Origin of the sequence: Thermococcus sp. 101 C5, assembly GCF_009372125.1 — an archaeon.
Classification (GTDB): Archaea; Methanobacteriota_B; Thermococci; order Thermococcales; family Thermococcaceae; genus Thermococcus_A; species Thermococcus_A bergensis.
This window is the reverse complement of record NZ_WHIZ01000027.1, coordinates 1-24,034: the sequence shown is the minus strand read 5'-3', so window position 1 is coordinate 24,034 and position 24,034 is coordinate 1. Positions and strand designations below refer to the sequence as shown.

24 protein-coding genes and 1 rRNA gene are annotated in these 24,034 nt (G+C 43.6%); 12 read left to right on the top strand and 13 right to left on the bottom strand.

Translation table 11 applies throughout. From position 1 onward, the window contains the following. Positions 1 to 89 precede the first annotated feature (89 nt). Positions 90 to 797, bottom strand: coding sequence for a nucleotidyltransferase domain-containing protein (locus GBV73_RS05550; RefSeq protein WP_042696896.1), 708 nt, complete (start codon positions 795 to 797; stop codon positions 90 to 92). Between the two features lie 285 nt (positions 798 to 1,082). Here GBV73_RS05550 and GBV73_RS05540 point away from each other — a divergent pair, with 285 nt between their 5' ends. Both GBV73_RS05540 and GBV73_RS05535 read left to right on the top strand, forming a co-directional pair. Next, positions 1,083 to 1,502 (top strand): hypothetical protein, encoded by a 420-nt coding sequence (locus tag GBV73_RS05540; RefSeq protein ID WP_042696891.1) that lies wholly within the window; start codon positions 1,083 to 1,085, stop codon positions 1,500 to 1,502. 79 nt (positions 1,503 to 1,581) lie between these two features. Next, positions 1,582 to 1,785: a winged helix-turn-helix domain-containing protein gene (locus GBV73_RS05535; protein ID WP_042696888.1), complete on the top strand. Its 204-nt coding sequence runs from the start codon at positions 1,582 to 1,584 to the stop codon at positions 1,783 to 1,785. Here GBV73_RS05535 and GBV73_RS05530 read toward each other — a convergent pair. From GBV73_RS05530 to minD, 7 genes are all read right to left on the bottom strand, one after another. After that, positions 1,772 to 2,965: a hypothetical protein gene (locus GBV73_RS05530; protein WP_371717023.1), complete on the bottom strand. Its 1,194-nt coding sequence runs from the start codon at positions 2,963 to 2,965 to the stop codon at positions 1,772 to 1,774. The two genes, GBV73_RS05535 and GBV73_RS05530, sit on opposite strands and share 14 nt — an antisense overlap. 99 nt (positions 2,966 to 3,064) lie before the next feature. Next, complete coding sequence (locus tag GBV73_RS05525; RefSeq protein WP_152879912.1) at positions 3,065 to 4,090, bottom strand: L-threonylcarbamoyladenylate synthase; 1,026 nt, start codon at positions 4,088 to 4,090, stop codon at positions 3,065 to 3,067. Beyond that, a complete protein-coding gene (locus GBV73_RS05520) occupies positions 4,056 to 5,123 on the bottom strand; it encodes a glycosyltransferase family 4 protein (protein WP_152879910.1) in 1,068 nt (355 codons plus the stop codon). Before GBV73_RS05520 ends, GBV73_RS05525 begins: the two co-directional genes overlap by 35 nt. Before the next feature lie 35 nt (positions 5,124 to 5,158). Then, complete coding sequence (locus GBV73_RS05515) at positions 5,159 to 6,331, bottom strand: cell wall-binding repeat-containing protein (protein WP_152879908.1); 1,173 nt, start codon at positions 6,329 to 6,331, stop codon at positions 5,159 to 5,161. A gap of 144 nt (positions 6,332 to 6,475) precedes the next feature. After that, a complete protein-coding gene (asnB, locus tag GBV73_RS05510) occupies positions 6,476 to 7,918 on the bottom strand; it encodes an asparagine synthase (glutamine-hydrolyzing) (RefSeq protein WP_371717025.1) in 1,443 nt (480 codons plus the stop codon). Positions 7,919 to 8,042: 124 nt separating this feature from the next. Then, the gene (locus tag GBV73_RS05505; RefSeq protein ID WP_371717022.1) at positions 8,043 to 8,786 is read right to left on the bottom strand and encodes an ATP/GTP-binding protein; all 744 of its coding nucleotides are present in this window, start codon (positions 8,784 to 8,786) and stop codon (positions 8,043 to 8,045) included. A gap of 5 nt (positions 8,787 to 8,791) precedes the next feature. Next, positions 8,792 to 9,520 carry a cell division ATPase MinD gene (gene minD / locus GBV73_RS05500; RefSeq protein ID WP_152879906.1) on the bottom strand — a complete coding sequence of 243 codons (729 nt, stop codon included), beginning with the start codon at positions 9,518 to 9,520 and terminating at the stop codon, positions 8,792 to 8,794. 91 nt (positions 9,521 to 9,611) lie between these two features. Here minD and GBV73_RS05495 point away from each other — a divergent pair, with 91 nt between their 5' ends. Together GBV73_RS05495 and GBV73_RS05490 are read left to right on the top strand one after the other, a co-directional pair. Further along, on the top strand, positions 9,612 to 13,202 hold the full coding sequence (locus tag GBV73_RS05495; protein WP_152879920.1) for an LAGLIDADG family homing endonuclease: 3,591 nt from the start codon (positions 9,612 to 9,614) through the stop codon (positions 13,200 to 13,202). 102 nt (positions 13,203 to 13,304) lie between these two features. After that, complete coding sequence (locus GBV73_RS05490) at positions 13,305 to 13,862, top strand: Maf-like protein (RefSeq protein ID WP_042696872.1); 558 nt, start codon at positions 13,305 to 13,307, stop codon at positions 13,860 to 13,862. On the opposite strand, the gene GBV73_RS05485 is transcribed toward GBV73_RS05490, so the two are convergent. Continuing rightward, entirely contained in the window at positions 13,857 to 14,504 is a 648-nt protein-coding gene (locus GBV73_RS05485) for a PHP domain-containing protein (RefSeq protein WP_172967205.1), read from the bottom strand. The two genes, GBV73_RS05490 and GBV73_RS05485, sit on opposite strands and share 6 nt — an antisense overlap. Positions 14,505 to 14,643: 139 nt before the next feature. Here GBV73_RS05485 and GBV73_RS05480 point away from each other — a divergent pair, with 139 nt between their 5' ends. Genes GBV73_RS05480 through mce form a run of 3 tightly spaced genes read left to right on the top strand, consistent with a single transcriptional unit; the run spans position 14,644 to position 16,480 of the window. Further along, the gene (locus GBV73_RS05480; protein ID WP_042696868.1) at positions 14,644 to 15,078 is read left to right on the top strand and encodes a cobalamin B12-binding domain-containing protein; all 435 of its coding nucleotides are present in this window, start codon (positions 14,644 to 14,646) and stop codon (positions 15,076 to 15,078) included. A gap of 44 nt (positions 15,079 to 15,122) precedes the next feature. Then, positions 15,123 to 16,082: a methylmalonyl Co-A mutase-associated GTPase MeaB gene (gene meaB, locus GBV73_RS05475; RefSeq protein WP_152879918.1), complete on the top strand. Its 960-nt coding sequence runs from the start codon at positions 15,123 to 15,125 to the stop codon at positions 16,080 to 16,082. Continuing rightward, positions 16,079 to 16,480: a methylmalonyl-CoA epimerase gene (gene mce, locus GBV73_RS05470; RefSeq protein ID WP_042696863.1), complete on the top strand. Its 402-nt coding sequence runs from the start codon at positions 16,079 to 16,081 to the stop codon at positions 16,478 to 16,480. Before meaB ends, mce begins: the two co-directional genes overlap by 4 nt. 144 nt (positions 16,481 to 16,624) lie before the next feature. Here mce and rrf read toward each other — a convergent pair. Continuing rightward, positions 16,625 to 16,746: ribosomal RNA gene (gene rrf, locus GBV73_RS05465) — 5S ribosomal RNA — on the bottom strand. 54 nt (positions 16,747 to 16,800) lie between these two features. On the opposite strand from rrf, the gene GBV73_RS05460 reads away from it, so the two are divergent. The 3 genes from GBV73_RS05460 to GBV73_RS05450 are packed head-to-tail and all read left to right on the top strand — an operon-like array spanning position 16,801 to position 19,394. Then, positions 16,801 to 18,303, top strand: a complete 1,503-nt coding sequence (locus GBV73_RS05460) for a hypothetical protein (RefSeq protein WP_253910304.1) — start codon at positions 16,801 to 16,803, stop codon at positions 18,301 to 18,303. An 8-nt stretch (positions 18,304 to 18,311) separates the two neighbouring features. Continuing rightward, positions 18,312 to 18,680, top strand: a complete 369-nt coding sequence (locus tag GBV73_RS05455) for a ribonuclease P protein component 4 (RefSeq protein WP_152879900.1) — start codon at positions 18,312 to 18,314, stop codon at positions 18,678 to 18,680. A gap of 30 nt (positions 18,681 to 18,710) precedes the next feature. Next, positions 18,711 to 19,394 (top strand): DUF257 family protein, encoded by a 684-nt coding sequence (locus tag GBV73_RS05450; RefSeq protein ID WP_371717024.1) that lies wholly within the window; start codon positions 18,711 to 18,713, stop codon positions 19,392 to 19,394. 17 nt (positions 19,395 to 19,411) lie between these two features. Here GBV73_RS05450 and serS read toward each other — a convergent pair whose 3' ends face one another. Genes serS through GBV73_RS05435 form a run of 3 tightly spaced genes read right to left on the bottom strand, consistent with a single transcriptional unit; the run spans position 19,412 to position 22,307 of the window. After that, a complete protein-coding gene (gene serS, locus GBV73_RS05445) occupies positions 19,412 to 20,779 on the bottom strand; it encodes a serine--tRNA ligase (RefSeq protein WP_152879916.1) in 1,368 nt (455 codons plus the stop codon). A 52-nt stretch (positions 20,780 to 20,831) separates the two neighbouring features. After that, entirely contained in the window at positions 20,832 to 22,034 is a 1,203-nt protein-coding gene (glp, locus tag GBV73_RS05440; RefSeq protein ID WP_152879896.1) for a gephyrin-like molybdotransferase Glp, read from the bottom strand. A gap of 57 nt (positions 22,035 to 22,091) precedes the next feature. Beyond that, complete coding sequence (locus tag GBV73_RS05435; RefSeq protein WP_152879894.1) at positions 22,092 to 22,307, bottom strand: hypothetical protein; 216 nt, start codon at positions 22,305 to 22,307, stop codon at positions 22,092 to 22,094. Between the two features lie 167 nt (positions 22,308 to 22,474). Here GBV73_RS05435 and GBV73_RS05430 point away from each other — a divergent pair, with 167 nt between their 5' ends. Next, entirely contained in the window at positions 22,475 to 23,248 is a 774-nt protein-coding gene (locus GBV73_RS05430) for a hypothetical protein (protein WP_042696843.1), read from the top strand. After that, on the top strand, positions 23,245 to 24,034 hold a 790-nt coding region (locus GBV73_RS05425; protein ID WP_152879892.1), incomplete at its 3' end, for an AAA family ATPase. The genes GBV73_RS05430 and GBV73_RS05425, both read left to right, overlap by 4 nt.

The following is a 24,034-nucleotide window of genomic DNA, read 5'->3' as shown; positions in this document are numbered from 1 at the left end:
TAATGTGTTATGGTCTGAAAATCCTCCTCAGAGTCAAATACTGTTTAAATAACAGGGGGTGAAACTAAACACGCCCCGCCTTAATGCTTTTAAATACCCCCGCTCTCTCTCACCCTTTTCCTAACGTTTGGATCCCTATCGGCTATCATTTTTAGGGCTTCCTCAAAGCTCATCCAGTCAGGGACTTCTTCGTTGAGATAAATGCCAGTTCTCCCGATAGAATCTCTTCTAGTTAGAACTTTCACCCTTTCCTGCACTGTATCTATACTCACTCCGAGAATCTTTGCAACCTCGCTCTCTCTCCCAATAACTTCTCTCTCTATATGGCCTTTTTCAGTTGGGATTATCAGTATCAACTTTTTGTTAACTCCCGGCACTCGGAGGTTTGTTTTTAGTCCCCAGATGTCAACCATCCCGCCCCATCTGTAAAATTCGAGCTCTCTATCGTTGGGGTCTATAAGCGGAAACGTTACTGTAGTTTCTTCGTCGATTTCGATGTGTCCTTTTATTAAGTGCCAGGGAGTGGCCATAACGATTCTTCGCCTTTGAATTGGGATTCCCTCCAAGCTCAGCTCAATTAAAAAGCTGGGAACTTTATATGGAATAACAATGTCAATGTCGCTGTCCTTCCTGACGTCTCCTCTCGCTACACTCCCATAAACATGGGGCTCAAATTGGGCCAGCCTTTCCATTATTTTCAGGGCTTTTTCACGTTTCTCTTTTAAGATTCTCCATCGCTTGGGGGAATACACAATTTCCCTCTCGTCCCATATACGAGCAACTTTTTCTCTTGGCATGGTAGGATTTTATCGCCGTTCTTTTTAAACTCAATCGCTGACCTCCTCCCATAATTGGCGAGAGTTTATCTTAGTCCCTCACTAATGATGGGGAAGTTTGAGGGGTTTCATTTAGACCCAAGTTAAAGCGGGTCTTCGACCCCTCGGGGAGGGTCTTCCCCCCGTTACCCCTACCCCCCGCAAGAAGGTTTTCAGATTTTGCATCCCCACCCTAAAGGGCGAGGCTTTCAAGAAAAAAGTAATCTTTAATAGGCAGACTATTCATCTTTATGTGGAGGTGGAAAAATGCCTGTTATAGGTGTTAACATAACGAAAATTGAAGTCGAAAAGCAAGGGGGAATAATTGGTAACGTTGAAGTAAACCTCTCCCCAAAGATTGAGGAAGTCAGATTGGGGGAAGTAAGAACTCCCTCTGGGAAAGTGAATGGTGTTGAAGTGCTGTTCACCTATCAGATAGGATACAATCCCGAAATTGCGAGGGCACTGATAAAAGGAGCGGTGTTTTATCTACCCCCCAAAAAAGAACAGACAGACGAGATACTTGAGGGCTGGGAAAAAGAGAAAAAGATACCCCCAGAAATGTTTGCAGAGTTGGTGAACTTTTTGACTAATGAAATAACTCCTCTAATAATGATAGTCTCCAAAGAAATGAGGATCCCATATCCAATCCCTCTCCCAAGGGTAACCATAAAGCAGCAATCTTGAATTGCCTCTATCAAAACTCTTATAAACTCCCCTTATTTTTTCTTTTTGGTGGTTGTGATGAGGGGGGATTTACTTTGCTTTGCCAAAATCAGCGCTTCAAGTGCTTAATGCCTTAGGAGACAAGCCGGTGTCGTCTAAAGAGCTTGCACGAAAAACAAACCTTTCTGAAAGAACTGTTCGATATGCCCTAAAGATTCTCAAGGAGAAGGAGCTTGTTGAGGAGATATTTTTCTTAAGAGATGCTAGACGGAGGGGTTATAGAAGGAAAGTTATTCCGGGCTGAGCCCTTCCACCTTTTGTAATCCTTTTTTAATCTCTGGGTATTTTGTCTCGAAGATGAGTTCTGCCAGTTCTACTGCCTGTGCGTAGGCTCCTCTCTTTGTATAGAACTCCATATGCTCAACAAATTCCAGATAGTTTCTGCTTCTTTCTTTGGCGGCTAGATAGAGAAGGAGGGCCTTTCTTATTCTGTATCTGTGTTCCAAAGTTACCTCTACCTCTAAGATGAGGTCTTTATAAGTTTTGAGGCCATCTAGAAGCTTATCAAGAGGGAATAGTGATTGTGCCAGCATTAGTAGAGTCTCCCCGAGCTCCTCCGTAAAGCCCTCTTTCCTGTATTCTCCTGAGAGCTGGTAGAGCATCTTTGCAGTATTTAGGCCTACAATTTTCGTTCTTTGAGAGTCTCCTGCCAGCATATAGGAGTATTCAGCACTTAGGAAAGTTTTTGCGGTGTGATAAAGATTTCCATCAGCATACCATTCTCTACCTGCTTTCTCATAGTTCCTTCCTGCATTCTCCATAAGCTCCATGAAGTGGTCGTCATAGCCAAAAACGTCCTTAACAATAAATGCGAGCTTGAAAAAAGTGTCCCCTGCTTTTTGGTATTCTTTTTTGGTCACAAATATTTCCGCCCCTTTCCCATAGAAGTCAATCAAGATGTTTGCCATGTCCTCAATGCCATGTGGATCATGAATTATCTTGTAATACCTATATGCTGCTTCATATGCTTCAATTGCTTTCTGGATTTTTTTCTTTTTCATTTGGGTGTTGCCCATGGACTTATACATTGCGGCAAATTCCTTTGCATATTTCTCGAATTTATCTTTTTCACCAAGAATCTCAAATATTCTGAGAATGTTGGAGCAGAATTCGTCGAGAAGTTCTAAATCGGGCTCTTCAATTTCAACGGCTTCTTCCAGAATATCCAGGTAATAATATGCGCTCTTAAGGAGAAAAGGTCTGGCATCGTTTAGTGCCTGGGGGTTGGTACTAATGATGATATCTCCAATGTATCTATAAATCCGGGCAGCGTCTAAAATTCTCTTTTGTTTTTCATACTCTCTTGCGGATTTTATAAGAAGTTGTATACCGGCTTTCAGGTTTCCCCGGGTTATCATGCTTTTTCCAGCTAGCTCAAGCTCACCCGGACTAGACCTTATTATACCTGCTATCAAAAGGGCCACCCCACTTGGTTTTAACGAGTGTTTATTTTACCTCGATGTATTTAATGCTTTCTCTGATGAACAACAGAGCACACTAAAATTCAAAAAATTTCGAAAAAATTAGACTTTTATCACTCTATATCCCGCCGCCTTCCTAAGCCTGTTCATAACTGCAAGCCCCAGTCCCTTTTCTTCAATCCCCTCGGCCAATATTACATCTACTCCGGACTTGTCGAGTTCTCTGAGGGCTTTAAACAGGTTCCTTGCTATCTCTTCCTCGCTTTCGCCCATGTTGAAATATGCATCTGCCTTGTAGAAGTCCCCGGTGGCCATTACACCGACCCTCATACCTTGGGCTTTATACCTCTTGATGAGCTCATTGATTTTCTCTTTAACCCTCTCACGCTCTCCTTCGATGACTATAACCTGAGCATCTGGGGCGTAGTGTTTGTACTTCATCCCGGGAGCTTTTGCAAGGTTTACGGGTTTCCCTTTTACGGCTGGATGGATTTCCACTTTTCCAATTACCGCTTCGATCTCCTCAAGGGGCAATCCGCCGGGTCTTAGGAGCATTGGAGGGTCTGTGGTTAAGTCTATTACCGTTGACTCAACTCCTACTTTTGTTTCGCCGCCGTCTATTATGCACTCTATCTTACCATAAAAGTCATCGACAACGTGCTCTGCCAAGGTGGGGCTCGGCTTTCCGCTTATGTTGGCGGAGGGTGCAGCAATTGGTCTTTCGCTTGCCTTTATCAGTCCAAGCGCAATCTCGTTGGCGGGCATTCTTATCGCCACAGTCTCTAACCCGCCTGTAGTTGCATATGGAACTTTGTCCCCCTTGGGGAGCACTATTGTCAACGGCCCTGGCCAGAACTTTTCTGCAAGTATTTTAGCCTTCTCTGGAACTTCACTTGCGAGTTCATAAACCTGCTCGAACTCGGCTATGTGGATTATCAGAGGGTTGTCAGGGGGTCTGCCTTTTGCCTTGAAGATTCTTTTGACGGCATTTTCATTCAGCGCATCCGCACCTAACCCATAGACAGTCTCCGTAGGAAACGCAACAAGCTTCCCTTCTCTAATAAACCTCGCACCTATCTTGATTTTTTTCCAGTCAAGGCCCTCTCGCATGTTTATTACTACAGTCATGTTCCTCACCTAAAACTTCCTTATAAACCTCTTCAACTCTCTCGGCAACTTTCTCCCACTTGTATTTTTCGCTGATTCTTCTTCCGATTCTGCCCATTTTTAAAGCTTTTTTATTGTCGAGTAAAAGCGCTACTTTTTCAACAAGCTCGTCAAAGTCTTTAAAGAGATACCCATTTTTTCCGTCCCGTATAAGTTCTTTTATTCCTCCAACAGCCCTTCCGACTACAGGCACACCAAGGGAATTGGCTTCAACAACTACAAGCCCAAATCCCTCCCTCAAAGAGGGGACTATTAGCATTTTGCTCTCTGCGAGTATGTTGTCGATATCATCTCTATAACCGGGAAACTTAACGTTAGGTGGTGCAATGCGTTTTAGCTCTTCCCTCAACGGGCCATCCCCAACAACAAGAAACTCTTCATGGGGGAAGTACTCCGCAAGACGTATAAACGTCTTTGGATCTTTATAGGATGTTAGCGCTCCGATGAATGTTATGTACTTCTTTACGGCTTTTTTCGCTTTTAGCGGCCTTATCCCGTTTGGAATTACTCTTACCCTTTTTGCCCCGAGCGATAGGGCTCTCTTTTTCAAGTAATGGCTTACAGCGATTATGCCATCACTCTTTGCTAGGCTTTCTCTGACAAAATACCTCCCGAGTGGAAGTTTTGACATAAAGTCAAGATCACTCCCGTGGGCTGTCGCAACTAATGGCAGTTTCAGCTTCCTTTTTGCGAGAACTCCGGCAAAGCTGGTTGTTCCAATGTAGTGGGCATGAATGACATCAAAATTCAATTTTTTGTGGAGCTTTACTATCTTTAAGAAACCTAAAAGGGCGAATAAAGTTCCCCTCAAACCGAAGACCGGGGGCACTTTAACCTGATAAACTCTCTCCTTCTCAAACTCTCTGGGTGTTATGGATCCATAAGTAAGAACATAAACATCATGTCGCTTTCTAAGCTCCCTAACTAAGTTGTCAGTGTGATTTGCAACCCCGCCTCTGTGAGGAGGATAGTGTCCTACTACCAATATTCTCATGAATGAAAAATGTAAAAGAGAAGTAAAAAGCCTTTCTATGGTCTGCCTTTACCTTTTCCACGTGGTGGATTTACCGGCAAATACTTCTCCTTTATTTTGCCTCTTCCCTGCATAAAGGCTTCCCTTAGCATGTTCTTAGCATCTTCGATGAGCTCTCTGGCAGTGTCGTAGTCTCCCGCTTGAATTGCAGCTTTTGCAGCTTCTAGCTTCCCTTTTATTTGAGTTACATCGATTCCAGCTTTTTCGAGAACCCTTAATTTAATTTCGAGCCTTTGTACTTCCCTGTTAAGTTGGAATTTGGGACTCGCATGAATAAACTTCTGCCACTCCTTGCCGGCAAGCCTAATTACTGTCTCTGCGTGAGCCTTTGCAGCAATTGCCTGTCCATATGCTTTTTCATAGTTCCCTTCGTTGTAGCTCCCGTTTGCAATTTGTATCTTCTCCTCTGCAAGTTCAATTAGCCTTTTAGCGGCTGGAATTGGGAGATTATCGAGCATTTCTTTTGCTGTTTCAGTTCTGTTGATAGCCAACTGTATTGCTTCCCATGCCATTTCTGGGGTTATGGTAACGTTTTCTTCTGTTATGTTTCCATCTCTGACTCTCTCTCTAATGCGCTCTCTTATTTGTTCGGCTGTTCTGTTCATTAATTGGCTCTTGAGTATTATTACGTTTCTAGTTTTGAGCAAGACGCCAATTACTTCAGTTGTGTTTGTTATGTTGTTGTCAACATACAGGATGAACTTCTTCCCTTCTATGTTTCTGGCTTGTTTTATTGCTCCTATATCCCTTCCGTGGGCAATTACTACTTTAACGTTATCAAAAAGTTCGGGATATTCTTGGATAGCCTTTCTAAGTACATCTAAGTTGGTCTCATACCTAGTATTGCCATACCATCTAACGTATGAGATTCCAAGCTCGTCTAGTTCTGTTTCGTAGTCTTTTGGCACGGCATCGGGACCACCTATGATTATGACCTTATCCGGAGTCTTCTCCATGATCTCTGCTGTGACATTTGGATCGTAAACTCCCCAGGTTGTAACAACCACGGTTGCGTTTAGCACTTCTGCGAGCTCTTCTGCAAGTGCTGAATCCGCTTCATTGTCACTTACTAGGATAACTATTGAGGAAACCTGAGCTTCTGATAATGGTATTATGCTTGCTAAGAGCAATGCACCAAACAACAATGCAAATACTTTTTTCGCCATCATGGCTTATCACCTCACTTTATTATAGTGAAAAACTCCTATTTAAGCTTTTTTCATGAAATCGTTTTGTTCTGTCTTTGTTTGTTTATTCAAATGCTACGAAAACTCTTTTTGACTTTGCGAGGGTTAAAAAAAGTTTAAAACCGTTTATGTATGTTCAAAAACCTCATAAAAGACTTTTTCGGCAAATTGAGATAACCTCAGGCCCTCTTTCTTTGCTATCTTTTCGAGAATCTTTTGTGCATTGCTTCCGTATTGACAGGCTTTCTTTTCTCTGTATGCAACTTCTTTGGGAAGACCTATTTCAAGGGCTACTTCCCTTAGAATAGCTTTTCTTACCCCATTGTGGATTTTGTACTCTAAAGGTGTTCTTAGCCCGCTTCTGACGACGTTGAGATCTAAGAACGGGAACCTTCCTTCAACGCTGTTTAACATGGCAATTTTGTCATCTCTGGCAAGGTTCTTTTCCCCCATCTCCAAAATATCTTTCTCCATTAGCGAAGGATCCCTAAGGTACTTCGCATATCCTCCAAAGAGTTCATCGGCCCCCTGACCGCTTAAAAGAACCTTGGTATTGTCCTCTCTGGCCAGCTTTGTTGCGAAGTAGATTGGGATTCCTATTGCGAGGTTCATGGGGTTGGGCTCTTCTATGGCAAACATAACTTTTTCAAGAGAGTTTTTTACGTCATCGAGATCAAATACGTACTCCCTAAGCTTCAGGCCAAGTTTCTCACTAACTTTTCTAGCCCACTCCAAGTCTGGACTCCCCTCTGCCCCCGCCGTGTAAAGGGTGACATCTGAGTATTTTGAAGCGAGAAGCGCTATCAAAGAGCTGTCCAGCCCTCCGGAGAATAATACTCCTACCTTTTTTGCACTTCTAAGCCTTACGGCATATTCCAGGCTTTTCTTTATGCTCAGCTTTGCTCTTTCATAGGAGAAAGGCTCTCCTTTTAGCTCTGAGAGGGTAAGGAGCTGAATCCGTTCAATGCCATTCTTTGATATTTTAACGAGCTCTCCAGGATTTACCGGGATTGCTCTTTCCCCTATGCTCCAGAGAACTTTCTTTTCCGAAGCAAAGAAACCGTTAGGGGAATAGTAAAGAGGCCTAATCCCCACAGGGTCCCTGAAGAGGTAGATATTTTTCTTATCGGAGAATGCAACAGCATAATCCCCGTTTAGGGTCCTCATTAGGGTTCTCACGCTTTCTGGTATTGAACTGCCATTTTCAACTTGAAACTCCAGCAGACGTAGGATTACTTCCGTATCAACGTCGCTCTCAAATCCAACCCCTCTTCTTTCCAGAAACTCCTTTATCTGTCTGTGATTGTATATCTCACCGTTGTGAACTAGGGCAAAATCGTTGAAAAACGGTTGGGTGAATCTTTTTGAGCCTGTCATGGCCAGACGACACTGGAGAAGCCCTATACTACCGTCTGGAACTTTAGTAATTTCGGAGAAATCTTCGCTCTTTAATACTCCTCCATCAGTCCATACGCCAAAGGAATCGCTGCCCCTATGTTTTCCAGAATTTATCATTGCTATAAGTTTGGGTTTTAGATGTTTTCCTATTCCTCCCGCTATAAGGCACACTTTTCTCACCAGAGTAGCTTATTTGTTCGCTAATAAAAACCTTCTCAGTTTCTCTCTAAAAAAGGGTTCATTTTGAGAAAATTTTATTGAATGAAAGTTCTATTACTATCGTTCGCTATTGAACTCATGTTAAGTCCCCACAGGTACAGTAGTGTTCATAGGCCAGCGTCTCAAGGTCATCAAACCCACTTCTCGTTTTTGCTGAGAGGTAAACCACTCTAACGGGGGGTGAGACTTCGGGTAAAAATTTACATAGCTTGTATGCCAAGAGCCCTTGCATTGAAGTGTCAAGCTTTAAACGACTTGATAGATATTCCACGTCTTCGAGGTATCTTTTTGTCTTTTCCAAATCCCTAATGAGGTCTATTTTGTTAAGGGCAGGTATGGTCGTTGCGCCAAGCCTAAGGTCTATTAAAAGAGCAAAAAACCTGACAAAGCAGTAATCGTGGGCCTTTCTTAATATTGTGGGGTCAAATAAGTACACGACGAGGGGATTTGGAAGGTTTTCCATCAGCTTAACCCCAAAATCATGGAAGAGGAACGTTTCCATCTGGCCGGGGGTATCTATAAGAACGTAGTCGTTTTCTTTTTCCAGCTTTAGTATTTTTTCAATGTATTCGTCGAGATAATCCATTAAAAAGTCGTAGCTCTCTACAATAGCTCCATTTGGTCCGTATCCCTTTTTCATAAGCTCCTCTACGGTTATGTGTTCCCTAACGTCCACAGTGGGAGTGTATGGAAGAACCCTAACTCCAGTATCCAGGTTGACATATGCTACTCTCTTTTCATTTTCATCCAAAAACTTTCCAAATTCTCCCGTTAAAGTTGTTTTGCCGCTTCCAGCGGTTCCAACAAATACTATTATCACCATGATCACCATTGATAATCTGTTTCCATCCCTACAATCTTCTCCGCAAGTTCAAAAAATGCTTTTGAGGCTTTTGAGTCTGGATCATATGCCACCACCGGCATTCCTTCCAATGTTGCTTCTCTCACTTTTGGGTCTTCTGGGATAACAGCCAAAAGCGGAAACTCCATAACTTCTTCGGCAGCTTCGGGAGGTATATCTGTTTTATGCCCTCCGTATCTGTTGAGTACAAACCCCAATACTCCTCGCCCGGCCTTTCTCAGGACTATCCCCACTTTCATTGTATCGCTGATGCTTGCTATTTCTGGATTGGTCACCAAGAGAATTTCCTCTCCGCTTAACATGGCACTCATGGCATCTATTTGCAGTCCAGCTGGACAGTCTATAAGGATGTAATCAAAATCTTTCTTTAGCTTTGGTATCACTTCAGGTAAATTCCTAGGATCTGCTTTGGCAACGCGCTCCCAATCTACCGCAGCAGGAACTACATATACAAATTCGTACTTCGTGGTGTGTACGGCTTTTCTTATGTCTTCCCCTTCAATTAGTACATCGTGGATAGTCTTTCTGGCATCGTCAAGCCCAAAGTGCAGGCTTAAGTTTGCCATAGTCAAATCTGCATCAACCGCACACACTTTTTTCCCTAACTTTCCTAGAGCAATTGCAAGGTTTGCTGTAACGGTTGTTTTACCAGTACCTCCTTTCCCAGAAGCTATTGAGATTATTCTCCCCATGTTTATTCCCCACTATAATTCTCCTAAACCTTTATGAACTTTTACCAACAAGGTTATAAGTGGAGAGACCAGCAATGGGAAGGTGAGAAAAATGAGGGTATTTGTCGCAGACACGAGTGTTATAGTTGATGGAAGGCTCACTCAATACCTTAATAGGATTAACGAAAAGGTTAAGATCATTATTCCAGAGGCTGTTATTGCCGAGATTGAACACCAGGCAAACGAAGGCAAAGCCATAGGGCACACTGGACTGGAAGAGCTGAAAAAACTCAGAAAGCTTGCGGAAGAAGATAAAATCCTTTTGGAATTCTATGGCGAAAGGCCGGATCTATGGCAGATTAGAAGGGCAAAGGCAGGAGAAATTGACCACATGATAAGAGAAGTTGCCAGAGAACTCAATGCAATCCTAATAACCGGCGACCAAGTGCAGAGAGACATTGCCATAGCCAAAGGCATTGAGGTAATCTACTTGGAGAGCAGAAAAGAGGTCAGACACAGACTTGAAGACTTTTTTGATGAGCATACGATGAGCGTTCACCTTAAGGCTGGTGTAAAGCCCCTAGCAAAGAAAGGAAAGCCCGGCCAGTGGAGACTTGTCCCCATAAGGGATGAGGAACTCACAGATGAGGAACTTGAGGAGATAGCTGATGACATAGTCGAGAGGGCTAAGAGAGATCCAGAGTCGTTTATAGAGCTTGATGAACCAGGAGCTACTGTTGTTCAGCTGAGAAACTATCGTATAGTAATAGCAAAGCCTCCGTTTGCCGATAGAATAGAGATTACAGCTGTAAGGCCGATAACCAAATTGAGCATAGAGGACTACGACCTCCCAGAGAAGCTCTTAGAACGTTTAACTGACAAAGCCGAGGGAATACTTATAGCTGGTGCGCCTGGAGAGGGGAAGTGCTTACCCCCAGAAACCCCCATTCTTCTTGGAGATGGTTCGTTTGTTCAGATTAAAGATGTTAAACCCGGAATGAAAGTTGTTACTTTTTCACACGAGAAGGTAGAAGTCCAACCCATCCTCAGAGTTTATAAGAGAAATGAAACTGCCTTGATAAAGCTAAAAACAGCTACTGGAAGAAAAATAATTCTCACCCCCAACCACCCAGTTCTCACGATAAAAAACGGCTTCGTTATGTGGATGGATGCAGGCTCTCTAAAAAAAGGTGATCCAATAGCGGTTCCTAGAAGGCTACCAATTAAGGGCAACCTGCCAGAAAGTATTTGGATCGGAGAGTTAGTAAAAGAAGGATTCTTTGCAACAACCAAAGATGGTAACATTGTTCCACTTGTGAAGGCCAATCCTGAAGACACAGTGACAGTGTTTTACAAGGGCAGAAATCACAGAAAGTCTAGAGATGTGCCTGCGCATCTTACTCTTAGCGAAGAGTTCTTTGAGTTTCTAGGCCTTATGTGGGCTGAGGGATCAGGGAGTGTCTTCGAGTTTAATAACTTCGATGAGAAACTTATTGAACACTTCAAAAATCTGGTTTCAAACATATTTGGGGTTAAGAGCGAGGAGTTTTACTTTGTTGCTCCAGGAAGACTAAGACTTCGGAATTCGAAGACAATAGAAAAAATACTGCGTGCTTTTGGATATCCAGAGCGGAACAAAGCATCTTCATTAAGAGTACCTGAAATTGTTATGAAATCGGACGAGAAAAGAATAGCAGCTTTTATTAGGGGGGTATTTGAAGGTGATGGTTACATTGGGAAAGAACTGGAAATTTCAACTGCTAGTGAAGAATTCGCCGCTGGATTACAATATCTTCTCCTTAGATTAGGTATCCAGGCACTCTTCAAAGAAAAAACAATAAATGGCAAGGTCTACTATAAAGTTGTTCTAAAGGACTCTAGATCGATAAGAAAGTTCTACGAGGTTGTAAAGCCGAGGTTCAAGGTTAAAGGCTTTGAAAAACATCTAACAAAAAATTCAAATCCAAATATTGATACTATTCCTGCTGGAGAACTTGTGAAATCTCTTGGTGTTCTAACGGGATATAGAGTTAAGGGGGCTACTAAAACTACTTACTCTCGTGAAAGACTTTCAAAAGTGTATCAAAACTTCTTGAGTGTTTACAGAGAATACCTTGCCCTCGAACCAACCGTCAAGAAACTAGTCGAGTACTCAAAGTATATCTCAAAATGGAGAGAACTCGTGGAATTTATTGATAAAAACGTTAATATCGAATTTTACAGAAGAAACCATATAGATCATGTTGCTCCTAAACTTTGGCTGGAGGGTAAGAGAAAGCCCATGATGTCAACAGTAGCTAAGTTGCTTTCAGCGTTTGCATATGAAACAGGGCTTTTGGCTAGGGAGTCAGAGTTGTGGAATAAGGCAGTAAAAGAAATCAGAGAACTCATGAAATCTCTTTTTGCGCTCCTTGGTCAGAATTCTCAGAGTACGGTTTCTCAGTCAATGATAAGCCTCTTTCTGAATGGTGCAGAGCTTAATGTGGATCGCATGCTAAGGCTAATCGAAGAAGTAGTCTCGGAGTATTATCATAAAGCAGAGCTTGTTGAAGAACATCTTGCACACATGCTGCTCATGCTTGATTCCAATATTCTATGGGACAAGGTTGCCTCTGTTGAAACCATGATAGGAGAATTCGACGTTTATGACATAACTGTGCCCAATCACAACTTCATTGCTGGTATACTCCCTGTGATAGTCCACAATTCCACCTTCGCTCAAGCTTTAGCTGAGTACTATGCCTCCATGGGTAAGATAGTCAAGACGATGGAAAAACCCAGAGACCTCCAAGTTAGTGAGGAAATAACCCAATACACAGCACTTGGAGGAAAAATGGAAAAAACAGGGGATATTCTTTTGCTTGTGAGACCAGACTACACCATATTCGACGAGATGAGAAAGACAAGCGACTTCAAGATTTATGCTGACCTAAGGCTTGCGGGAGTTGGAATGATAGGTGTTGTGCACGCTACAAAGCCTATAGATGCCATTCAGAGGTTTATTGGAAGGGTAGAGCTTGGAATGATTCCACAAATAGTTGATACAGTGCTGTTCATTAAAGCAGGAAACGTCAATAAAGTCTTGACTTTGGAATATAAGGTCAAGGTGCCAAGTGGAATGACTGAAGAGGACCTGGCGAGGCCGGTTATTGAGGTCAGGGACTTCATGACAGGTGAACTTGAATACGAAATCTACACCTATGGAGAAGAGATAAGCGTCGTTCCGGTAAAGAAGGAAGGGAAGCCTCCGGCACTGAAGCTTGCTGAGGAAAAGCTTAAACAGGAAATCAAAAAGTTCCTTCCCGATGTTTACACCGAAGTTGAGCTTGCAAGCCCGCACAAGGCTGTAATATACGCGGATGAGTTTGACATCCCGGCAATAATAGGGAAAAAGGGCAAGAGAATAAGCGAAATAGAGAAAAGGCTCGGCATAAGCATCGATGTAAGGAGCTTTGACGAAAAACTCGCTGAAATACCCAAGGAAAAAATTCCCGTCGAGGCAGAAGAGAAGAAAAAGCAAATAGTCCTAAGAGTTTCACCAGATTTTGCCAAAAAGCCACTGAAGTTCTTTGCAGGGGAACAGTACATATTCACCGCCACGCCTTCGAGGAAGGGAATGGTGAAAGTTAACAAAAACACTCCAATAGGAAAAGAGCTTAAGAGAGTGTTGGATGCAGGTATAGAGCTCTGGGCTTCCCTTTAATCTCTTTTTGGCTCAGTTGCGAGGGTACTCATCATTACTCAGCTAGCGAAATTGTCTTCATCGCCCGAAATTTTTATATTTTCATCCTTTAAGTGCCTTTTGATGAGGCTGATCTTAGCGTCCCAAAGTCCAAGGAGAAGGGAGATACTTGCGAAGTTCTTTGGTGCCTTTGATGTCATCCCGAGCAACGTTAGTGAGGACTCCAAAGCTTCAGACCCCGCAGAACACGCTATGGAAGTGGCAAGGAAAAAAGCCCGTGATGTGTATTCTCGATACGGGGGCACAGTTGTAGGCGCGGATACAATAGTCGTCTTAGATGAAAAAATCCTCGGAAAGCCAAAAAATGAGGAAGAAGCAAAGGAAATGCTCAGAGCTTTAAGCGGAAGAATACACAAAGTAATCACCGGATACTGCATTGTCCATGAGGGGAGGGAGATTACGGGTTATGTTGTCACGGAGGTCAAGTTCCGGGAGCTCAGCGAGGAAGAGATAGAATGGTACGTCTCTACAGGCGAACCCCTTGACAAGGCAGGTGCCTATGGAATTCAGGGAAAGGGTGGAATCCTTGTAGAATGGATAAAGGGTGACTACTACAATGTTGTCGGCTTCCCGATGAAGATAATCCTTGAGCTTAGAAACCTTGGATTTAAGCTACTATAAGAGCTCCGAAAAGAGCAAATCTTCCTTTTTGCCCCCGGCTTTTTTAAATGCCTTTAAACTCCAGCTTATGCTTCCAACGTCTTTCGGCCTGTGGGCATCGCTCGCGAAGGTTAGCTTTACTCCTTTTCTGATGCACAGCTTTATGAAATCCAAATCCGGAACTCTGTAGCGGGAGCTTATCTCGAACGCTTTTCCATGCTCCTCTGCCAGCTCAATGATTTCTTTGTATTCTTCCATTGAGGGATGGCCTATATAAGGGAAGACATTCCCAAAGTGCCCGATTATATCAACGTTTTCATCCTGAATGGCGAGCTTTATGAGTTTGAGGTATTCATCATGCCCTCCCGGCTCAAAGTACAGGTGAACGGAGGCTATTACATAGTCAAGCTTTTTTCTAAAGTCGTCAGTTATATCGACTCCGTCTGGGAGAATATTCGCTTCTATTCCTGTCAGAACAGTTATCTCGCTTTCTTTTTTGGCCTGCTCTATAAGGGAGATGTAGGAGTTGAGCAAGTGAGGGGTAAAGAAATGTATGTGGTCGCTGATCCCAACAATATTTAACCCTTTCCTTTCAGCCTCGGCAATGTTGTCCCTTATGTCGCCAACTCCATCGGAAAACCTTGTGTGGGTGTGGAGATCCATCATTTTAGTTCCCGTATTTCATCTGATGGAAAATTTAAAAGCCTTGCACTTTTTGGATAAAATATCCAATGTAAACCCAAACCTTTAGGTTTGACAACGTTTAAATACTATTTCACTCTAATGAAAGTTGGTGGTGAATATGGTCGAGCGCTCAAAAGTTAGGGTTCTAATAGCAAAGCCAGGACTGGACGGCCATGATAGAGGAGCAAAGGTTATAGCGAGAGCCCTTAGAGATGCCGGTTTTGAGGTCATCTATACTGGAATAAGACAAACGCCCGAGCAGATCGTGGAAACTGTCATTCAGGAGGATATAGACGTTCTCGGGTTGAGCATTCTCTCCGGAGCACACATGGTTCTCATACCAAAGATTCTCAGACTTCTGGAAGAGAAGGGCATAAAGCCAAATGAAGACATCCTTGTTCTTGCTGGAGGCATAATACCGCCCGATGATGCTCAAGAGCTTGAGAAAATGGGTGTTGCAAGGGTTTTTGGCCCTGGAAGCCCAATTGAGGAGATTATTAAATTTATCGACGAGAACATTCCAAAGCTCAAGAAGTTCAGGGGAGAAAGCTAAGGTTTATATTATTCTTTTTTGGATAATTAATCCAAGTGATAGATATGATCGATGAGCTAATTGAGAGAATGCTTAAAGGAGATAAGAGGGCAACTGCAAGGCTGATAACTTTAGTAGAGAACGACGAAGAAAAAGCAAGAGAAATAGTCAAAAAAATCTATCCCTACACGGGAAACGCCTATATAATTGGAATAACTGGTCCTCCCGGCTCTGGAAAGTCAACTCTGGTTGACAAGCTCATAAAAAAAGCCAGGGATGAAGGAAAAATAGTGGGAGTTATAGCCATAGACCCCACATCTCCGTTCACGGGAGGAGCTCTTCTTGGAGATAGAATAAGAATGCAGAGACATTCCACAGATCCAGGCGTATTTATAAGGAGTATGGCAACAAGAGGTTCTCTCGGAGGGCTGGCGAAGGCAACAAACGATGCTATAAAGGTTCTTGATGCCTACGGGTGTGACGTTATCTTTGTGGAGACCGTTGGCGTGGGACAGAGTGAAGTAGATATCGTAAAGACTGCCGACACAGTAGTTTTAGTCACCGTTCCGGGACTTGGAGATGACATTCAGGCTATAAAAGCGGGGCTTATGGAGATAGCCGATATCTTCGTTGTTAACAAAGCCGATAAAGAAGGCGCGGAGGCTACAATGTTCGAACTTGAGCTGATGCTGGACCTGGAAAAGGAGAAGTGGGAAAAAAGAGGGTGGAGGCCACCGATAGTTTCCACCATTGCCTTTACCAATAAAGGGATTGACCAGCTTTGGGAAGCAATTAACAAGCATAGAGCATTTCTGTTTGAGCGCGGTGAAATCGAGAAGAAGAGGAAGTTCAGAATTGAGGAGGAGATTAAAGCAATCGTTTCGAGCACCATCGCAAGGAAAATTGGAGAGATGATGGGAGATAACGAAATATCCCAGCTCATAGAGAAGATTGCTAATAGAGAGATTGACCCTTACTCTGCTGCTGATCTTGTTTTAGAAAAAGCCCTGGGGGTGAAAGTGTGATAAAGAAAGTTGACCACATTGGGATTGCTGTTAAGAACCTTGAGGAGGCTATTAAGATTTGGGAAAACCTCGGGTTAAAGGTCGAGGAGATTGAAGAAGTGCCAGATCAAAAAGTTAGGACAGCTATTTTCCACGCCGGTGAGACAAGGATCGAGCTTTTGGAGGCAACCTCAGAAGATTCTCCAATAGCTAAGTTTATTGAAAAGAGGGGCGAAGGAATACACCACATTGCCCTCGGTGTTGACAACATTGAGGAGCACCTGGAGAAGCTCAAAGAAAAGGGGTTCAGGCTTATTGATGAAAAGCCCAGAATAGGTGCTGGTGGTGCGAAGATAGCTTTCGTACACCCGAAGAGCGTTGGTGGAGTTCTCCTCGAGCTTTGTGAAAGAGAAGAATAACATCTCTTTTTAGTTTTTATATTTTTCTTCCGAAGGCCTCGCCATTCAGGGTGTGGGAGGTCAGAACTTTCAAACAAAACGCAACAATGTATTTCCTTTTTGTTTTCATTCGTTCTTAAGAGCTCACAGAAAAGTTTGTTGAGTGGCCGGCGGCGTCCCCGGTTTCCCGCCCCCTCTCGGAGGGCAGTACACCCGGGATCGCTGGCGGGCTTAACTTCCGGGGTCGAAACGAGTCCGGGTGTGACCCCGCCGCTATGACCGCCGTACCGATATTAGGTCTTGGCATAGGGTTTATAAACTTTACGGTTGTGTTCCTTATGATGATGTACTCACTGCTCAGAAGTATTGAGCGATTGACAATAAGCCCATCAAAGAGGGCCAGGGACTTTCAAAGGGTTATTCAATCCTATAAAAACGGTGAGCTTATAGAGGTTGAGGGGTTTTTGATCTTGAGGGTGCCCCCCAATGTCCCAAAAGATGGGGTATACTACCTTCTTTCTCCTCTCTCTCCAAGTGAGCTCTCAAAGAGTGATATTAAGCCCTATGTGGCGATAAAGGTAACTGAAAAAAGCGAGATAAATGCAGAGCTGAAGAGCGGGCAGTACGTTAAAATCAAAGGCATTATCGATGCATATCCATTTGGAAACATGCGCCTCATCCACGTTATTTCTCTGCAAAGGGCCAATATTGAGGATTACTGGCTTCAGTACAAGGAGCTCGCCCTCACCAAAGAGGAGCTGGAACAGCTCATAGATTCCACAATAAACGCTGACTATGAGCTAAAAAAAGCTCTCCTTTACTCTCTCTTTGCCTCTCCCTCGGTAGTGAGTAGCAAAAGACATTGGGGGGAGGGAGTGACGTTTTCTGCTTTTAAAAATGACACAAAAATTGTGAATTCTCTCTGGGAGGCCTCGAGATATTTAATTAGCCTCCTCCCCGAAGAGCTGATATTAAGAAAAGGAAACGCAAAACCCTTTGTCGATGATAATCTCGACCTCGACTTCTCTTTTTTCCTTGAGGGAGGCAAATACTACTCCCCCTCAAACAAGAGCCTCCTCAAAAAAGACATCCCCGTCGCGGAGTGGGCTAGGGAGCATTTTGAGAAAAAACAGGCAGTGTTTTTGACTCCAAAAGTATACAAACGAATCTCTCCGGAGGATCCTTTGGCTTACACCTCCGAGACCCCATTCATTGTAAATGAACCCATAGGCTGGGAGAAAAACCGGGAACTGGAACAGCTTATCCCCAATCTCCTGGCCACGATATTTCTTGAAAGAGAAAAAATACCTTCGCTTAGCCCTTCCGACAGAATGGTGGAGAAGTTTAGAGAAAGGTTTGAAAGATGGATTTTTAGGAATGCCCGCGAATATGGAGAAAAGTTCGATGCTTTGAGGCTTAAAGGTATGATATTCGAGACTAACACGAGGTACCTTTTGAGCCTTCGCCTCCTCGGCTCGATGGCACGGTTTGAGGGAAAAATAAATACAGGCATAATAAGCGACGTTATAAATATGAACCAGGAGATAGTGGATATGTGGATAAACGAGATTCCGGAAAGGGAAATGCTGAAGGTGCTGGAGACGTATGAAAAATACGTCGAGCGGGACTTTAGAAACAAGCGTCTGGAGATGGCGTTGAGGGTATTCCTGGACTTGGAGGCCACTTCAATAGATGGCTTTGTTAGCAGAGAGGAGTTCTACAACGCCCTGGTTGAGTACGGATTCAAGCCCTCCTATGCTAGGGAAGTTATAGAAAGCCTTATTGCTGATGGCTATCTTTATGAGCCTGTTATAGGCAAATTAAAGATGATAAAACCAGAATAGGTGAGAGAATGTCAAAGAAATTCATAAGGCTTAGGGAACAAAGGGAAAAGAAGAAAATAGCCCTTGAGAGAATAGATATTCTTTTTAGCCTGGCTGAGAGGGTTTTTCCCTACGATAAAGAGTTGGCAAACCGCTACGTTGAGATAGCGTTGGCAGTGCAGCAGAAGGCAAAGGTTAGGATGCCGAGAAAGTGGAAGAGGAGGTACTGCAAGAAGTGCCATTCCTTCCTTGTTCCAAGTGTTAATGCTCGGGTGAGGTTGAGAGAGAAGAGAATGCCCCACGTTGTTATTAAATGCCTCGAGTGCGGATACATAATGCGGTATCCGTATTTAAGGGAAAAGAAGGAACGTAGAAAAAGCAATATTTTTAAGGACTAATGTTGGTGTTATTTTAGTAGGTGATGAGCTATTATAGAGCATCCCCTCGTCAAGATTTGGAGTTGTATTAAGCGGGGAGAAACCGTGCTTATTGAGCATAACAGCTTAGCCTTCACTCCGCTTGCACTTTGTAACTTACTTAACTGGAGTAAGAAAAATGGGTGGGAAGTGATTGTTGTAGACGTCCTTGATGCGTTGAAACCTTATAGGGAGCACGCTGAGCTCAGCGGAATTAGTGCAAGTGTTTTGGATGAGGTCGAAGTCATCAAGCTTGGGGGCAGGGTTGAAGTTGGAAATGTCATTGAGAGAATTTCTGTAGTTGAAGAAAGTGCGATGGAAAAAGAGCTTGCAAGACTGTTTGAGGACATATATTCAAAAAGAAACGTTATTAATGCCACTGTTGGCATAGAAAAACTCTTTGTACTGTATTCCGGGTCTTTAAAGGATGTTTTAAGCCTGGTTGATTTTATGGTGAGCTTTGTGGGTGATAAGAGAAGAAAGTCGGTCTTCTTCCTAAACGTTGATATGGTTGAAAAGGCTCAACCTACAGTACTCCCAATGCTGGAAGAGTTTGCTACAACCGTGATAAGAACAGAGAAAAATAAGTCTTTCACCAAGTTTGAGGTTCTCAAATCCATAAATCCTGAGTTAGAGGTGCTTGAAGAAGAAATTAGTGTGGATGATTGTATTGAATTTTTGAAAAAAACTGAATGAAAAAGCTAAAGCAAGGACTAATCCTTGCAGCACTTTTCTTTCTTCTCTACCGGCACTATTTCTTTAAACCCTGTGTAGGGCCAGAGAGCTTTTGGTATCTTCACTGTTCCATCTTCTTCCTGGAAGTTTTCTATTATTGCTACTATAGCTCTCGATGTGGCTATTGCCGTTGAGTTGAGCGTGTGAACAAAGCGTGGCTTCTCATTTGGCTTGTCCCTGAACCTTATGTTTAGCCTCCTTGCCTGCCATTCCGTACAGTTTGAACAGCTTACGACTTCCCTGAACTTTCCTTGTGCGCTCATCCACGCTTCAATGTCATACTTCTTTGCCGCAACGTAGCCTAAGTCACCGGTACATATGTTAACAACTCTATATGGAATTTCGAGGGCCTGGAAAATCTCTTCAGCATTTTGCAGGAGCTTTTCGTGCCATTCCCAGCTCTCTTCTGGTCTTGAATATACAAACTGTTCAACTTTATGGAACTGGTGCACCCTAAAGATTCCCTTTGTGTCTTTTCCGGCTGTTCCCGCCTCTTTCCTGAAGCACGGGCTCACTCCAGCGTAGAGGAGGGGCAGGTCGTTCCCATCAAGGATTTCGTTTGCGTGAAGGCCAGCAAGTGGGTGCTCTGCTGTGGGGATTAGGTAGAGGTCTTCTCCTTCCACCTTGTAGATTACGTCCTCAAAGTCTTCAAAGGCCGTAACTCCCTCCTCAATGTACCTCCTGACCATATATGGTGGTATTACAGGAGTGAAGCCCTTTTCAATGAGTCTATCGAGGGCAAACCTTATGAGTGCAAGATCGAGAATGACGATTTCGTTTAAGAGGTAGAAGAACCTTGAACCGCTTACCTTTGCAGCCCTCTCAAAGTCTGCTCCTCCCAGTTTTGGTAAAAGGTCAGCGTGAAGCTGGGGCTTCCATTCAATAACTTCATGCTCCATCTTTCCTTGGGTCTGCTCTAGAAAGTTCTCCAGGTGGCCTTTCCAGACTCTTGCTTTGCCCCAGAATTTTATTGGGACGTTTTCTGTGTCGTCCTTTCCTACTGGAACGCTTTCATGGGTTATGTTTGGAAGGCGCCAGAGGTAGTAGTCTATTTTTTCCCTGATTTTGTTGTTTTCCCGTTCGAGCTCTTCAATCTGTCTAACTATCTCTTCGCTCTTTGCTAAAAGCTCATCTACAGGTTCTCCAGCCTTTTTCCTCTTACCAATTTCCACCGCAAGCTTGTTTCTTTCCCTTCTGAGGAGGTTAATTCTCTTCAGGTTTTCTCTCCACTTCTTGTCAAGCTCAAGGATCTCATCTATCCATTTGAGCTTCTCTAGCTCTCCACGCTTTATCAGGTCTCCCTTTACCAAATCCGGGTTTTCACGGATGAGATTTATGTCGAGCATTACTTTCACCTACCCCCAATAACGATTGGGTTATTTAAAAGCTCTTTGGAAATTAAAAGCGGAACAAAATAACATCCACCTCTTCCCCTTCATCCAGTATCTCAACGTTCTCTGGAATCTCGGCAAACCCATCGGCCTCTATAAAGCTTGTTACTGCTCCGCTACCTTTAAGAATTGGCCTTGCAATTTCTCCCTCAATTTTAACCGGTAAAAACTGTCTTCTGCCTTTGACGGAAAACACCTTATGGGCAAGTCTCTTTTTAATTCTTTGACTTTCAAACTCTCCGCCTAGGAGCTTCCTGATCAGCGGTGCCACAAGAAGGGTGAAGTTCGTTAGACAAGAAGTTGGGTACCCTGGAAGCCCGAAAATGGGTTTACCGTCTATAACTCCGATTATTGTAGGCTTGCCGGGCTGTATGGCTATTCCGCGTACTTTTATCTCTCCAAGCTCCTCTATTATTGAGGCAGTTAAGTCTCTTGTTCCTCCACTAGCCCCTCCGGACAGAATTATGATGTCATAATTGAGCCCTTCGAGTATCTTTTCTTTTAGTCTTTTCTCGTCATCCCCTGCTATTCCGAGGAAATATGCTTCGCCTCCGAGCTCTCTAACGGCATCACTTATAGCTCTCCCGTTGATATCGTAAATCTTCCCGCGTCTGAGCTCTTCTCCGGGTAAAATAACCTCATTTCCAGTGCTGATTACTGCAACTTTTGGTTTTGCAAATACCTTTACTCTGTTAACTCCTACAGCCGAAAGAAGAGCGGTTTCCTTGAAGCCAAGTTTTGCGCCCTTCTTTAGAAGAAGCTTTCCTTTGGGGATATCCACGCCAGCCTTCATTACACCGGCTTGGGGATACGTGGGCTTGGTGATTATTACCTCATCTCCCTTCCTCTCTACTATCTCGAACTCTATTACAGCGTCAGCTCCTTTTGGCAGTACTGCTCCCGTTGAGATATACACTGCTTCTCCTTCTCCAACTTCAATTTGGGGCTCTTCGCCAGCATGAACTTCTCCAATTACTTTAAGAACTACTGGGTCGCTTTCACTTGCGTTCCATGTGTCCTGACTCCTCACAGCGTATCCATCAACCGTTGCCCTATCAAAGGGCGGCACATCTATAGGGGAGTTTATATCCTCCGCAAGAACTCTTCCAAGAGCGTCTTCCAGGGCAACTTCTTCAATTTTCGGCTCAAGTGGCAGGGAATCAATGATTTTCAGTGCTTCCTCAAGGGGAACAACCTTCAAAAATGCCATTCCATCACCCAGATAAAGAAGGAGAAAAGGATTAATAAAATTGTTGGGTTATATCATTCACCAATCCTCTTCGTCATCCCACTCGTCTTCATCCCAATCTTCGTCCCAGTCTTCCTCTTCCCAGTCCTCTTCCTCATCCCAGCTCTCATCCCACTCTTCCTCTTCATCCCACTCCTCGTCAAAGTCTTCGTAGTCTTCTTCCCACTCCTCTTCCTCTTCAAAGAGCTCTTCTTCCTCTTCGTAGTCTTCGACTTTCTTCTTAGGAGGTACCATATTTCTCACCTCCGCCCACATAGAGGCATTTTTATCTCTGCGGCTAAGGTTTATAAACTTTATCAAAAAAATTTTCGGTTTTCATAGCCCTATTATAAAATTCGGGGAATCTCTTTCTTTTTTGTGTTTCCTTAAGGTTTTTAACGTTTTCACATGATTTATCAATCATGAGAGTTGCAGTTGTTACTGAGAATGCGAGGGTCTACTATCTTGCAACAAAGGTCTTGCGTGAGTATAAAATCCCTTTTTACAGCCTTAAGCTTACTGATGAAATCCCCTTTGATGTGGAAGTTGTCTTAACGAGCACGGAGGAGTACGACAAAATCAATTTCCCAGTCAAGATAGCGGTTGTAAACGAGAACTTCATAGATGAGCTGCTGGCGAGACTTGAAGGGAGAAAAAGGTTTAAGAACATATACATTGCCATAGACCCCGGGGAAAGGCCGGGAGTGGCTGTTGTTGCAGATAATAGGGTTATTGAGGTTTATCACCTCAGGAATCCCAGGGACATTAACACAATCCTGGAGCTTTTGGAGAAGTATCCAAAGGCAAAAATTAAGATAGGGCACGGGGCAAAGAGACACCGAGTATTGATGCTTAAAAGCCTGGCTGCAGTGCTTGGTGAGGAATTCCCTATCATCCTTGTAAATGAGAGGGGCACGACTCCAAAGGTTGGAGGGATAGAGGTTTCCCAGGTGCAGGATATAGTTGCCTCGATAAACATAGCTTTAAGAGACGGAAGAGAGGTTAAACTGGGGGAACTTATTCATGCCGGTGAACCTACAAAGGGGGAAATTGAATACATAAAAACCCGGAGCCGCGAATTGAGTGAGGGTAAGATAACAATCTCTTCACAGCTCGCGAGAGAGGTTGCTAGGGGTAATTTGACCCTGGAAGAAGCAATTGAAATTCACAAAAAGAGAAAAGGTGGTAAAAAATGATTTTTGGGAAAGAGGAAACTGCGAAGGAAATAAAATTGAGGGTTGCTGAGGCGTTAAAGCGAGATGTTGGCAGAGGGATAGTTAGGTTCGATCGAAAGTACCAAAAGCAACTGGGCGTTGAGCCCGGAGATATAGTAGAGCTGGAAGGAGAACGGAAAACAGCGGCGATAGTTGAAAATGCTCATCCCGATGACAAGGGGCTTGACATAATAAGGATGGATGGATACATTAGAAGAAACGCAGGTGTCAGCATAGGGGATTATGTTACGATACGGAAAGCGGAAGTTCAAGAGGCAAAAAAAGTCGTTTTGGCACCTGCACAGAGGGGAGTCTACCTCCAGATACCGGGAGAATTGGTTAAAAGAAACCTCCTTGGAAGGCCAGTCGTTAAAGGAGATCTAATTGTGGCAAGTGGTAGAGAGACGGAATTTTACACAGGTTCACCTTTTGATGAGCTGTTCAGGGGCTTCTTTGAGAGCCTTCCTTTGGGATTTGGCGAGCTTAAGTTTATTGTCGTGAACACCATTCCAAAAGGAATTGTTCAGATAACCTACAATACTGAGATAGAAGTTCTTCCACAGGCGGTGGAGGTTAAGGAAGAGAAAGTTCCTGAAGTCACCTATGAAGACATTGGTGGTCTCAAAGAGGCTATCCAAAAGATTAGAGAAATGGTGGAGCTCCCTCTGAAGCACCCGGAGCTATTTGAGAGGCTTGGTATTGAGCCGCCTAAGGGTGTTTTGTTGTATGGTCCTCCGGGTACTGGTAAGACTCTCTTGGCTAAGGCTG